The 13,465-nt window shown below is 44.5% G+C and carries 8 protein-coding genes and 1 tRNA gene; 2 read left to right on the top strand and 7 right to left on the bottom strand.

Translation table 11 applies throughout. The annotated features are described in order from the left end of the window. Nucleotides 1-45 precede the first annotated feature (45 nt). From G636_RS0110030 to G636_RS0110020, 3 genes are all read right to left on the bottom strand, one after another. Nucleotides 46-681 carry a thymidine kinase gene (locus G636_RS0110030; RefSeq protein ID WP_026507948.1) on the bottom strand — a complete coding sequence of 212 codons (636 nt, stop codon included), beginning with the start codon at nucleotides 679-681 and terminating at the stop codon, nucleotides 46-48. Continuing rightward, nucleotides 681-1,727: a GGDEF domain-containing protein gene (locus G636_RS0110025; RefSeq protein ID WP_026507947.1), complete on the bottom strand. Its 1,047-nt coding sequence runs from the start codon at nucleotides 1,725-1,727 to the stop codon at nucleotides 681-683. The genes G636_RS0110030 and G636_RS0110025 overlap by 1 nt, the downstream gene beginning before the upstream one ends. 131 nt (nucleotides 1,728-1,858) lie before the next feature. Beyond that, nucleotides 1,859-1,932, bottom strand: a tRNA-Pro gene (locus G636_RS0110020). A 266-nt stretch (nucleotides 1,933-2,198) separates the two neighbouring features. On the opposite strand from G636_RS0110020, the gene G636_RS0110015 reads away from it, so the two are divergent. Beyond that, nucleotides 2,199-4,232, top strand: a complete 2,034-nt coding sequence (locus G636_RS0110015; protein ID WP_026507946.1) for a methyl-accepting chemotaxis protein — start codon at nucleotides 2,199-2,201, stop codon at nucleotides 4,230-4,232. Nucleotides 4,233-4,545: 313 nt separating this feature from the next. Next, the gene (locus G636_RS18105) at nucleotides 4,546-5,247 is read left to right on the top strand and encodes a diguanylate cyclase (protein ID WP_051226852.1); all 702 of its coding nucleotides are present in this window, start codon (nucleotides 4,546-4,548) and stop codon (nucleotides 5,245-5,247) included. Between the two features lie 7 nt (nucleotides 5,248-5,254). Here the strand turns inward: G636_RS18105 and G636_RS0110005 are convergent, their stop codons facing one another. The 4 genes from G636_RS0110005 to G636_RS0109985 all read right to left on the bottom strand — a co-directional run bounded on the left by G636_RS0110005 (nucleotide 5,255) and on the right by G636_RS0109985 (nucleotide 13,264). Then, nucleotides 5,255-10,393: a DUF4132 domain-containing protein gene (locus G636_RS0110005; RefSeq protein ID WP_026507945.1), complete on the bottom strand. Its 5,139-nt coding sequence runs from the start codon at nucleotides 10,391-10,393 to the stop codon at nucleotides 5,255-5,257. 12 nt (nucleotides 10,394-10,405) lie between these two features. Next, nucleotides 10,406-10,825 carry a hypothetical protein gene (locus tag G636_RS0110000; RefSeq protein WP_026507944.1) on the bottom strand — a complete coding sequence of 140 codons (420 nt, stop codon included), beginning with the start codon at nucleotides 10,823-10,825 and terminating at the stop codon, nucleotides 10,406-10,408. Between the two features lie 80 nt (nucleotides 10,826-10,905). Continuing rightward, a complete protein-coding gene (locus G636_RS0109995) occupies nucleotides 10,906-11,784 on the bottom strand; it encodes an Abi family protein (protein WP_242826954.1) in 879 nt (292 codons plus the stop codon). 226 nt (nucleotides 11,785-12,010) lie between these two features. Next, complete coding sequence (locus G636_RS0109985; protein WP_035779438.1) at nucleotides 12,011-13,264, bottom strand: class I SAM-dependent rRNA methyltransferase; 1,254 nt, start codon at nucleotides 13,262-13,264, stop codon at nucleotides 12,011-12,013. Nucleotides 13,265-13,465 lie beyond the last annotated feature (201 nt).

The raw sequence follows: 13,465 nt of genomic DNA, 5'->3' as shown, positions 1-13,465 counted from the left end.
GACATCACACCGGCATTTAAAAGAAAATCCGCAGCCATGTACTGCTTATAAGTTTTCTGCACCGGCATTAGTGTTCCCGACTACTTTTTCTCGCCTGCCTCCAATCTCACCGCTCCTGAAATGCCTTCTGCACAGGGATACATAGGATTCGTTACCTCCCATCATCACCTGCTCACCTTCTCTGACAATCTTGCCGTCCAGCACTCTGGCATTAAAATGAGCCCTTCTGCCGCACCAGCATACAGTGGGCACCTCTTCTATCTTGTCAGCCAGCTCCATTAGCCTCTTGGAGCCTTCAAAGAAATGTCCTGTAAAATCAGTCCTGAGTCCATAGCATATTACCGGCAGGTCATACTGATCCACTATATAAGCAAGGAGGTCCACCTGCTCAGCAGTAAGGAAATGAGCCTCATCCACAATGCAGCAGTCAAGTCTGTCCCAACCATCGTCCAGACCTGTCAGCCATTTTTCCCTGGCTTCCTTAAGAAAATCCTCTATTATAACGCACTCTGCAGACAGGCCGATCCTGGACCTTATCAGTGTAGCTCCGTCCCTGTTCTCTACTCCGGGCTTTAAGAGTACTGCATTCTGTCCCTTTTCTACATAGTTGTAATGCACCATAAGTGCATTGGCTGTCTTTGAGCTCCCCATTGCTCCGTATCTGAAATATAATTTTGCCATTATCTCCCCCGTTCCGTATCTTCTACCAGTCTGTCCTTACCTGCTTTCTTGCCTTGATATAAGAGAGCATCAGCTCTTCCTATGAGATCCTCCAGGGAATTCCTGCTCCCCTTTCCGGGACAGGCAAGACCTGCCGTTATGGTCACTCTGTGCCTTGTACCCCCAATCTCTATATCAGTGAGCTTTAAATTTTTGATCATTACCTCAAGTTCATGTTTCAGTATATCATAGCTTTCAATAGGGGCTATGATCACAAATTCTTCGCCGCCCCATCTGCAGGCCATAAAGCTGCTGTTCCTGATCTCTATTTCCATGATGATATCACTGATAGTCTGCAGGACCTTGTCTCCTGCATTATGCCCGTAATTATCATTGAATTTCTTGAAATCATCTATATCCATGATCGCGGCACAGATTTCAGAGGTCTTAAGTCCTCTGTCATTAAATTCCGCATCAAAGAGGCGTCTTGTCCTAAGGCCTGTGAGCAGATCCAGCGCAGCCTTGTCCATATTTTTTTCCTGCACATGGATAAGTTCGTTCCTGATAGAGACACATACAAATATGATAAAGCTTAGGCATGCCGTTGAATTAACCATAAACACTGCCACGCTCACATCCTTTGTAAATCCCACCACAGGGACGTGAGTCCTGCCTATGATAAGAGATATGTAGAGACTGGCAATGGCCAGAACCCATGTGATCCAGCCTTTAAACTTCTTGCCCGAGGACGCAAAATACACATATCCATAAAAAATAGAAACAGGAACCTGAGCGAATATATTCAGGAAAAAGCCACATTCAAAACCAAAATAAAAGGAGGTAACAAGGACGACTATATCATTCCAGGCGCACATGGTATAAACTCTGGCCCTGGGATAATTATCCATCATATCAGAGCAGGTGATCCACAGCACAAAGGCCGTAACAATAGACAGCCAGATCAGTTCAGACCTGCCTGACAAAAGAACCATTACTGCCATTACTACATTTGCGACCAAATAAGCCAGTCTTACTTTAATAAGATCAAAGGCTACTTCGTTGTACATATTCTTCCTTCACACCGGGCAATATGCCTACCCGTTTCTCCCTGAGCATAATCTATATAAGTCTTTATCGGAAGATTACGCCTGAAGAAAAAGACCCAGGCTAAATATAGCTAAAAAATGGCATAAAAAAATCGGGGTGACAGGATTCGAACCTGCGGCCTCTACGTCCCGAACGTAGCGCTCTACCAAACTGAGCCACACCCCGATTGATATGCAGAAAGCACTTATAGCTAGAATATCGGCTTCTGCAGCAAAACACATAATACAACAAGTAAAGCTTTTGTGTCAAGAGGCCAGCAAAACAGATATCTCCCAATACTCTCGCATAGATTCTTCATCATAAAAACCAGGGATCACAAACACATTCATAAAGAATTTCTTTTTGATAGTTTTGTGCTTTTAAGTATAACTATTGAGCAAAATTATTCCGATAAAAATAATGTGGAAACCCAAGCAGAAAGGACAGTTTACATGAAAAACACTAATATTCCTGAATCAAAATCCCTTCGTAAGATCAGGGGCACCGTCAGTGGTAAGCTTCTAAGATTCATCCTCCCCATGATCATAATCAGTATAGTCCTGTTAATTGTCATCCTGACCAGCAGGGCAAGTTCTGTCATCACCATGCAGGCCAGCAACGGCCTTAAACAGGAGTCCAGGGCTAATGCCGCTGCACTGGGCAATACAATGATCGAATTTGAGACATATCTCAATACCATAGGTGAAGCAGTGGCAACTGTAGAATTTCCGGATGATGAGGCCCTGGTCAAATATCTGGAACCCTCGCTTACAGCCTACGACTTTGCGCCTAACGGTGTATACATAGGTCTTGAAAACGGTACCTGGCTGGATCCTTCCGGCTGGCAGCCGGATCCCGACTATATAATCACAGACAGAGACTGGTACATCCTGGGTAAGAATGTTAATACCTTCATAGCAGGTATTCCTTATGTGGACAGCAGTACCAATTCCATGGTCGTGACTCTATCCTGCGGCGTCACACTCCCTGACGGAAGATTCGGCGTTATAGCAGCTGACATGAACCTTGATGGCATCGTAGCCGAAGTCACCAAGTTTACCCCACTTGGCAGTGGCCATACCATGCTCATGGACGGTGACATGATCCTGTCCTATTCCGATCCTTCCTATAACGGTTCCTCTGCGTCAGAGCACTCTGATGATGCTTTTCTGACCAGGTCTGCTTCCTATGTAAAGTCGGGCAATGATGAAATCGCACGATTTAAGGATAACAGCGGAAGAGATACCTTTGTATCCTTTGACTCCGTTCCGGGAACAGAATGGACACTTATCAGCTCCGTTTCTGCAAGTGCTGTACTTTCAGAGATGAACAGCTTCCTGATCCTTGCAGCCATCCTGATGCTGGTGATAATAGCTGTGATAGCAGCCGTGATCCTGAATATGATCAGGCATATCGTATCCCGTCCAGTCAAGAGTCTCACAGATAATATATCCATGATAACCACCGGAGACTTTACAGTGGATATCCCTAAGGGCGGTAATGATGAGATAGGGACCATGAACAATTCCATGCATGACTACGTCAGCCATATGCGCGGTACTTTGGGTGAGATGAAAGAGATTTCCAATAATCTCATCGACGAGGCAGTGAACAGCCAGGAGGCTTCAGGCAAGCTCAACACCCAGGCTGAAGAGCAGTCTGAGTCAATGCACCAGATCAGAGAAGCCATAAACGGCATGAACTTAGCAGTATCTGAGCTGGCTTCCAATGCCACAGACCTGGCTTCAGAAGTCAGCGAACTGGCGGATAAAGGTACAGTCTGCAACGATACAGTCATTTCCCTGGTATCAAAGGCCAAGGAAGGTCAGCATGAAATGAGCATTATCCAAAGCGGTATGGCAGACGTGTCAGAGAGCATGGCAGATATGGCAGCAGTTGTTGAACATGTGGACAGCTCCGCCCAGACCATCAACTCCATCATCAGCATGATAAGTTCCATTGCTGCCCAGACCAATCTCCTGTCATTAAATGCCTCTATAGAAGCTGCCAGAGCAGGTGAGGCAGGCAGAGGTTTTGCAGTTGTCGCATCTGAGATAGGACAGCTGGCCAACGAAAGTGCCGGCTCGGCCAATCAGATCGGGCAGATTGTCAAGGACATCACCGCTCAGATCTCAGAGCTCCTTGAGAAGTCCAATAAGAATATGTCCTCCATTGAGCAGAATGCTACAGCGGTAAAAAATGCCGGATCTACCTTTGAAGAGATATTCAAGGACCTGGATCTTACCAATGATACGGTTACTGATATGATCGAGAAGGTCAGAAAGGTTGACGATATTGCTACCTCCCTGGCAGCCATATCCCAGGAACAGTCGGCCAGTACCCAGGAGATCACTGCTACAGTAGATAATGTGGCAGAGAGCGCTCTTCGCGTAGCTGACAGTTCCAAGGGCGTAGACGAATCCGCCACCACAGTATTTAATTCAGCCAAGAAGATCGAGGATTTTGTTAATACCTTTACCATCTGATCTTTCTGTTTATGATGATACAATGCAGCATTTTGTATCACAGGTGCACATTCATGCAGTTCTATACATGTTATATAGTAGTAATTATGGGACGCCTGCTTCAAAGATCATTCTTTGAGGCAGGCTTATTTATTGCCATTTACCCGCTGTCAATTTATGCCCGGCATCGCATTTTGAGATATTTTACGAATTAATGATATTAATATTGACATATTTACGTACATGTGATATCAAATAATTATATAAGATATTATTTCTCAAATAATACTTCCAAAATAATACCGCATAAGAACTACTACAAAGGAGGATCATCATGAAGAAAAAGGAAACAGAAAGCTTTCATCCCGTTACTCCTGAGGATCACAAGAAGCTGGATCCCGGCAGGCATCCTGATGTAAATGAGAGTCTGGCATTTCCCATTGGAGATGCCTTTGACAAAGTGATCACTGAGATCCTTGACAGTGACGCCGAAGCAGAGGGCGAGACTGTAGTCATAGCCCTGGTAGACCTGGATTATTTTAAGAGAGTAAATGATGAATACGGATTCGCAGAAGGCGATAGGATACTAATAGAAAGCGGCAGATATATCGCTTCCAAAGCCGGCAAATACGCCTCTGTATTCAGGATAGGCGGTGATGAGTTTGGTATCATCTTCAGAGGTACCAGGGAAAGGGAAGATATATTCCTGCAGCTTGAAGAAATGCGCAGAGATTATGATGTTCTCCTCCCCGATAAGAGTCCTATGACCATGACCATAGGCATGGCTACAGCCTTTGAGGATGCCAACCGCTGCGCAGAGCTCATCAGAAAAGCCGACGGTGCCCTCTACAGGGCAAAGACCGCCGGCCGCAACAAAGTAGCAATGGCCAAGGAGGAGAAAATGGTCCCCAAGACCACTCATTATACCCAGGATCAGCTTAAGCGCCTAGCAGGCCTCTCCAAAAGAGAGGACATAGGCGAAGCCATCCTCCTTAGAGAGGCCCTGGATATGCTGCTTAAAAAATATGATATTTGATACAGAGCTAACCTCTGATCTGACTGAGTATTGAAGGGTCCTTGATCTTGCTGTCCTTTGCAAGGAAAAGGACCTTTGTCAGTACCTCCGCAGTCTTTGGATCATCATCCGCAAAGGGCAAAAAGAGCTTTCCCCTGTGCTGGGAATGTACAGGCAGGATGTTGATCATAGCCCCGCCCAGCTTGTGTACCACTGCGCTTCCCAGATGTACACTGTAGTTGCCATAGTGTCCTTCGATAAAGGCATGGCTCTTTTCCACAGTCACATTACTAAGTCCAAACAGTGGCAGCGTCATTTCAATAACTGCTGCCCTCATTTCAATAGTTGAATGACTGGTCTCAGGATCCACTCCGCCTGCATGAGCCACACTAACAGCCATATCTACATCTCGCATCACTTCAGAGAAGATGATATCAGGTACCTCGCTGATAGCTTTGCGCTTATTGGTCTTCCTGTCATAGAATGCCACCCACTCCAAAGTAGGAGCTTCTATTTCTGAAGGTGAGAACCAGTCGGCCAGAGCGTATATGGTCGCTACGATATCATCCTTGTAATAGATCTTCTGCAGACCATCTTCCACATCACATATCCATCGGCGGCTCCTTAGAGCTGCCATGGTCTTCTTGGGCTGTATCTGATTACCGGCGTAGCGCCTGGATTCTGATACGCCCATTTCTTCTTCAGTCTTCACATACAACTCTCTGAATACCTGTTTAAAGGGCTGTACCAGCTTCTTGTCAAAGAGACAGCGCTGGTATTTTGTCCAGTGACCATCCTGATATAAGTGGAAGGGATGAGCCACCTTCAGTTCGTCCCCGGGAGAGAGCACCGTTTCATTCCCCTCATAGTCTGTGAGGATACAGTTATCCAAAAAGCCCAGCTTCTTGTCACTGACAGTCATAAATACCAGATTTTTGATTATAGGCCATGCCACAGGATTATCCTTTAGCTGCGCAAGTTCCCCTGCACTATATAGCTCTTCATTTTCCATGGCATTCTCAAACATCTGCCTGGTTCGGCGATACTGCTCAGTAAAGCTCTTTTTGGTCTCTGTAAGCTTCTTGATATACTCATCTTTTTTTATTGCAGCAGGAACTGACTTCAATGTCTTACCTGCTTTGACCACTATTATGGACGTCTTGCCCTCTTCATCCACCTGGAGCCTTACAGTCACATCACCTATCACTTTATCTTCCAGATAATGCCTGCCCTCTTCCATGAGCCTGGTCTCCATCCTGAGAGTAAGCCTGGTCACATCACTAAAGCCGGCATTTAGAGAAAGATTCTCCATTGCAATCTCAACCGCAGCTTTCTCACTGGCGCTCCTTTGAGCGCCAAATTTCCTGCTCTCCTTTAGGAATTGCTGCAGATACAGATATCTGGATACCAGATCATCCTCATTCTCTATAGGGATCAGGGGATAAGCCATGAGGAAGTCCTTATTACGCTTATCCATTATGATGGCCTTTAACTCATCAGGACGATACTTGCCGGTTGCCGCATCAGCATATTTGCGGGCCCTGGAATGCTTGGAGCCATCACTTATATACTTGGCTGCATCATAGATCATCTCAAAGCGCTTCTGCCCAAGGCTGGCATATGCAGATCTGAACCAGTCTATATCAAAAGCTCCCATCCTGAGCTTTTCAGCAGACAAAGGAGTATACCTTGCTATTACAGCCATCTTTTTGTCATCAAAAAACTCATCCATATGCGCTATAAAATAATAGCAGCCTGAGACATAGCCCTCCCAGCCCAGATATTCCTCCATGATATCCAGCCAGGCATTGGAATACAGCGATGCCTCCACCAGTCTCTTCTCGCTGATATCGCTTCCTTTGACCAGGCTTCTCAATCGCTCCGCATTATCATCAGGAAGAGGCACGCATACAGAGAGCAGATCAGAAAGGGCACCCAGCTTACTGTTTGAAGGATAATATGCAGATCTCACTAGTTTGTCTTTGCCAATTGCAGTCAGAATAGCCACAAAGTTATCTGCTCCGTATATCCTGCCAATACGGCTGATAGCTGCAGAGTAGGCAGTAGGTGAATCTCCTCTCCTGAGTTCCACAGAGAGAACCTTGTCTATCACTTTGCTGCACACACCGGCAACATAAGACAGGTATTTTTCATCAGCCTCTGAAGATAGGTCTTTGATTACATTTAAAGCCCGATAGCTCATGTGCCTGGTGGAACTTTCCGCATCCTTTTCCTTCACTGCCATGACCGCAGCAGATGAGTATTCAAGGGTATCTCCCAGAGCACACTCTTCAAAGAGATATTTAAATAGCTGCCTGTCTGTCAGTATTTTTCTGTAGCCCGCGTAAATAGCTGTCTTTGGCATGGGAGTGATATCAATTGGATAGGATTCTCCATGATAGTACGCTCCTCTATAGAAGCCGTATTTCACGTCTTTATAGGGATTGACACTCTTATGCTTCCTGTATAGCAGGTTGGTCAGAGGAAATGTCAGCTTGGCAGTTTCCTTATCTGACCTGTCCAGCCCTTCAAACTCTAGTCTCTCTATGGATGTTATGCCCACCATATTATCCGCCCTGGCTTTCCTGTAAAGCTCTGATGCAGGAAGGCATTTTAGGAGATATAGAGCATATGCTATAGTTATATAATTGCGCTCCTGCCTGGGGACAAAGTCGCCAAGCAGCTCTCTGACAATTGTTTCAACATGATGCGTATATGCTGTATCAACTTGTTCTGAGAAGCCATTGCCATATAGCTTATTTAATACATCATCTGCAAATCTATCTCCCTCTCCAGCATAGCCCATATAGCTGGGAGCTTTTGTCAGAAGATAGATCCTGTAGAATCTGTATTTATCTACATTTCTATCCCTAAGAAATGACAACCATAATTCTTTAAGAGCAAGTACGTTCTCTCCGCTATGTCTGTCTCTGGTCACAAGATAGCTTGAAGCTCCTACCAGGGTCTTTTCCCCATAGCTTGAGAGGTATTCATCCTTTTCATGGAGCTCCACAAAACTGCCAAGAGCACGCAGATCCTCTGCTGCCATCTTAAAGCTGTCACAGGTATCTGCCGTAAGCATATCTCTCAGACTTCCAAGAATACCCTTTTTGTATTCATCAGGATACAAGGCTCTTCCAAGCTCTGAATCAGGAAAATAATCCATAAACAGCCTTACCGCCTTGCGGCAAAGCTCATCACTCAGATCACCGGGCTCATATATATCCTCATCGCCGTAGAGGCTATCCTGCTCTTCTTTTGCTTCTTTATCGCCGCCAAGAGCAGCCTTAATATTATCCAGCAGTATCTGCTCTTTGCCGGATGGCTCTGCTATTGTAAGGGCCTTTTGCCCGCAGCGTTCAAAAAGCTCTCTTCTTTTCTCATCTTTAGAGAGGTTCATGACAATATCAAGAGCAGCTATGCGCTTTTCTTCCTTTTTATCTTCCAGAAGCCTCAAAACAGTAGCCTCCAGCTTCTCGTCCTGCTGATCCATAAGCAGGTTTATAAGCACTGCTCTTGCGTCCGATGCCTTGAACCTGAGCATATCCTCCATGGTCAGATAATCTTCATCTGTCAGAGTAGCTCTGATAGAATCCACCAGTTTATAAGCATCCCTCCTGATCATATCTGACCTGTCACAAAGAGAGGTTATCAAAAAAGCTCTTTGGATACTGCTTCCCGGATCATCCAAAAGATGCTGCATGATATTATCTCTCTCATATACTTCTGCATTGCCCAGCATGCCGCATATTTCATCCATGCGGTCATCACTCCTAAGCGCTGCAGCAATATAGGCCATTCTGATCAGTAAAGAACCTTTAGTTATCTCGCTTTTGTTCCATTCAAATATAAAAGGGTCAAAGCTGACCTTTCTGCCATGCATCTGCTGATATATGCCTTTTAGGATGTCATAATACAGCTCTGCTTCTTCCTTTGACTCAAAATATGCAGAGAGCTCGCATTGCTTATCTCTGATACGGGAGGCCACGTCTCCCATAAAAAAGCCCATATATCCTGTCATGATCTCAAGATCGTCCTTATGATCCCTCACCAGTTCTTTGGCTATGGCGCTGTCATAAAATGTATTTTGTATCAGATTCATCGAATACGACGCTGTCAAAATTTGATGCCTGCTGCCGCTCTTTGCTATATCTGCTATCCTGCAGGCCATATCCCTCATTTCGTAAAAGCCAATGGACCAAAGGGCAATGTGTATCCTCAGGGAGTCCTCGCTATCCAGATATTCCTGCCTCTTATTATCGTCTGTAAGACAGGCATATACATGCTCTGCCATCCGGTTACCCATACGCTCCAGCTTTGCAGCATCAGGATCCCAAAAGCCCATCCATGTAGCATAGGCTCTTTTTACAGCAGAGAAACGGATCAGGTTGTTTTCATTTATGATGCCTGTTAGATAGATAAAGGCTTCGGGCGTACCCTCGTCCATAGCTTCGCAGATAGACTGCCTAAGTCCCTCCTGAAGCCTTGCAGCTATAAGGAGTCTGCCCAAAAGTTCGTACATAGGCCTGCTGTGGCTGGCCAAAATACCGCATATCATAGGCCTGTCAAAGGTCACATCATTGTCACCATTTACGCAGTCTGTGATCAGCTCTGTCAGCTTCTCATTTCCAAAGTCTATTTCCGCAGCTATGATATCCGCTACGCAATCACCCTGGTAAAAATAGTCATAGAGTTTAAAGCCCAGTTCTTCATCACTGATCCTGTCTGAGAGATAGTCACAGATATCTGCGGCTACATAATCATGATCCCCAAACATTTCTATCTTGCGAAGAGCTGCATCTGCCAGTATATGAGGATCGGATGTGCGCATGGATCTTCTGTAATATCCCGTCTGATATATCCTCTCATGCAGATGGTCTATGGTATACAAGAGATGCTTCTCATGCCTGGAATCTATATAATCAGTCAAAATAGCCGGCACACTTTTCCTGATGTATTCTGAGGGTACTCCTCCGCTTCTGATATGCTCCGCAAAATCCTTATAGAGGTCATTATCTTTATTGCCCTTTCGATAAGCAAGCACGAAATCTCTGACATTTCTTGGAAGGTTATTAAACCTCCCCGCAGTCATAGACTCGTGCTTTTTTCTATACTCCCGTCCCAGCCTTTCAAGACTGGTCCTCTCTAATGCTGAAATCTGTCTCATATATCTCTATGATCACCACAATCTGCCTGATAGCATTACAAGGCGTATGAATGTGACCTCGTCTCCTTCTTTTATGTCTATAGCTTCGCTTATTTGGCCCAGCTCCTTCATCCCCAGGAATATCCTGTATATCCCATCACTATAGGCTTCAAGAGCTGTATTAATGGCGCTGTCTGTATTTGCCCTATTTTCACCATAATTGATGCCAAAGGCAATCTTACCAGCTTCCCGCATGGCTTCTATCTGCTCTTTAGTAATGGGCCCAGCAGCTCCCCCTTTGTCAAAGCGCTCATTATATTCACACACGCAGGTTTTGACGCACTCTTTTATCAGCTGTTCCACCGTAGAAGGCCTGTTTTCCAGATAAAAGGGCATCCCGCTTATTTTATTCTTTTTCTTCCCAAGCTGCTTGATATTAACAGATATATACACTTTCTCCCCCTTGCAAAAATCAAAATGAGAGTCTACAACTATGTAGAGTATAGCAGTAAACTCTCGTTGTATTTTGACTGTTAAGGATATAAATATGTTTTCCAATCCTCTGGAAATCCCATAGAACGAATATCTACTTTTGAGTATTTACCAATCAATTTTTCAATATCTTCCAAAAACGCAATCCAGTGAGCATCTTTCTCAACAATATGACTTATACAAAGTAAAACTGTAAAAATACGATTGTTATCTATTCCCATTTCGCTGTATTGCTTATACAGCATAGGCTTTTTTGCAAGTTTTGCATTGTATAACCTGCCATAGTGAGCACAGATGTTTCTTACATATGAAATAGATTCAATCCAGCTTTCATAGTATGTATATCCAACGCCAAAAGACTTCGCGATAGCCTTTTTGTCGGAGTTCTTCATGTTCTTGAAAAACTTGGACAAAGCACCAAAGCTACATATCTCTACAAGAGCATACATAGGAAGATTGCCGCCTTCATAGTTTTCCGTAAAATTCTTCACAAATGGAGCACGTAAATTTCGCCTTATTTCTTCGTTAATATCTATCATAAATTGCTTGTGGTACTCTTCGTCAACAAAGTTCTCTTTGTCCTTATATCCAAGTACCCCATAATGCTCAGATACATAATTTCCTATCCTGCATCTTGCATTAACCTCTATTTTCTCTATCAGCGGGAATAGCAGCTGTCTGAAGTTTGCATTGAACAGATATAATTCTACTATCTGACTGAATTTGACATCTTTGCGGTATGCACCATTTCTTGGCTTCAGATTTAGACTAAAGGCCTTTATAAGCCTAAAATAAGATATGTCATTTAAAATTCTTTTTGCGTATTCTTCATCATCTATTTGCAAACCTAATGACTTGAGATTTTTAACCTGCTCGTCAATTGTCATAGCTTGCTGATGCTTTTTTATTGTTTCTGCCATATTTTCATCCTAAAAAAATGACCCGACGTGGTCCGCATCATAATGAGAGGCGTGTCGGGTTCTGTTAAGATTATTATATGTATGACTGTTTTGTTCGTCAATTGGTTTTTGCCAATTTAAAAAAGTTGTAAACTCCCACTCGATCTCTAATACTTCAAGTGAATCTACTACACCATTTACCACACCATTTTTATAAAAAAACGGCATTTCCAGCTTTTCCAGGTTCTCACATCTCATCCAACACCTGGAAGATGTAGAATTTCAGGTAATAGGAGGCCTCGTTGGTCACCATGATGGGATGGTCGGGAGCCTGCTGGGAAAAGGATACCTGACGCAGTGTCTTGTGGGCACTGCGGGCAGCGTCCTTTACTATCTTAAAGAACTGCTCCTCATCCATAAAGTGTGAACAGGTACAGGTGGCGAGAAAGCCGCCGTTCTTTACCAGATGCATGCCTCGGATGTTGATATCACGGTAGCCTCCTGCCGCTTTCTTTACAGATGCTCTGGACTTGGTAAATGCAGGGGGATCCAGGATCACAAGGTCATACAGCTCCCCATCTGCCTCCATCTGCCTCAGGATATCAAAGGCATCTCCGCATTTATAGCTGATGATATCAGTAAGTCCGTTCATGGCAGCATTCTCCGCAGCCTGATCAAGACCTGTCTGAGAAGCATCCACTGACAGTACAGATCCGGCGCCTGCTGCCGCAGCATTCATGCCAAAGGAACCTGTATGAGTAAAGCAGTCCAGGACCCTGGCCCCTTTAGACATAGACCTTATAGCCATCCTGTTGAGCTTCTGATCCAGGAAGAAGCCTGTCTTCTGGCCATTTTCCACATCTACATAATATTTTAATCCGTTCTCGATAATAGGCACCTTGGTATCAAATGCTTCTCCAATAAAGCCCTTCACCCTCTCCAAGCCTTCCTGCTCCCTGACCTTGGCATCACTTCTCTCATAGATGCCTCTGACTCTTATACCATCAGCCAAAAGGATATCCTTTAGTTCATCCAGTATCATAGCCTTCATCCTGTCAGTACCAAGAGCCAGCGACTCTATTACAAGCACATCTCCAAACTTGTCTATGGTGATGCCAGGCAGATAATCCGACTCTCCAAAGACGAGCCTGCAGGAATCGGATATGGTACCCTGATAGTGAAAGAGGCCATCAGCTTCAAAGCCGTATACGCTCTTTCTGTAATTCCAGGCATTTTCCAGTCTCTGCCTGATCAGTTCCTTTGTAACAGGATGCTCCATAGTCCTGGACATAAGCCTGGCCCTGATCTTGGACGCATCGTTGATAAAGCCGTATCCCAGAAAGTATCCGTCGAAGTCATGAACTTCAACGATATCTCCCTGCTCGTAACTTCCCTCTGTATGATCTATCTCATTATCAAATACCCACAGGCCGCCGCCCTTGATGGTCCTTCCTTCTTTTTTCTTTAATACTACCTTTGCATCCGAGCTGTTTATGAACATAATTCCTCCGTTTTTGCAATCTTTACACAAATGGCTCATTTACCATATTCATGTTCTTACGAAGCACGCTGTAAATGAGTGTTTATGAACGAGCATATTATGAGGTAGGTGTCAAAAGTTCCTTTTGACACCTTATGACTAACGGATTGTTCCGTTTCTTCGAAACTCTCACAATCCTAAAACATTCGCAAATCCGCACTA

The organism is Butyrivibrio sp. MC2013, from assembly GCF_000424585.1.
In the GTDB taxonomy this organism is placed as follows: domain Bacteria; phylum Bacillota; class Clostridia; order Lachnospirales; family Lachnospiraceae; genus Butyrivibrio.
This window is presented reverse-complemented; position numbering and strand designations above follow the sequence as displayed.

Bases quoted from the DNA above. Each gene is read 5' to 3' on its own strand.
- G636_RS0110030 (WP_026507948.1), bottom strand. From the start codon at position 681: ATGGCAAAATTATATTTCAGATACGGAGCAATGGGGAGCTCAAAGACA.
- G636_RS0110025 (WP_026507947.1), bottom strand. From the start codon at position 1,727: ATGTACAACGAAGTAGCCTTTGATCTTATTAAAGTAAGACTGGCTTAT.
- G636_RS0110015 (WP_026507946.1), top strand. From the start codon at position 2,199: ATGAAAAACACTAATATTCCTGAATCAAAATCCCTTCGTAAGATCAGG.
- G636_RS18105 (WP_051226852.1), top strand. From the start codon at position 4,546: ATGAAGAAAAAGGAAACAGAAAGCTTTCATCCCGTTACTCCTGAGGAT.
- G636_RS0110005 (WP_026507945.1), bottom strand. From the start codon at position 10,393: ATGAGACAGATTTCAGCATTAGAGAGGACCAGTCTTGAAAGGCTGGGA.
- G636_RS0109995 (WP_242826954.1), bottom strand. From the start codon at position 11,784: ATGGCAGAAACAATAAAAAAGCATCAGCAAGCTATGACAATTGACGAG.
- G636_RS0109985 (WP_035779438.1), bottom strand. From the start codon at position 13,264: ATGTTCATAAACAGCTCGGATGCAAAGGTAGTATTAAAGAAAAAAGAA.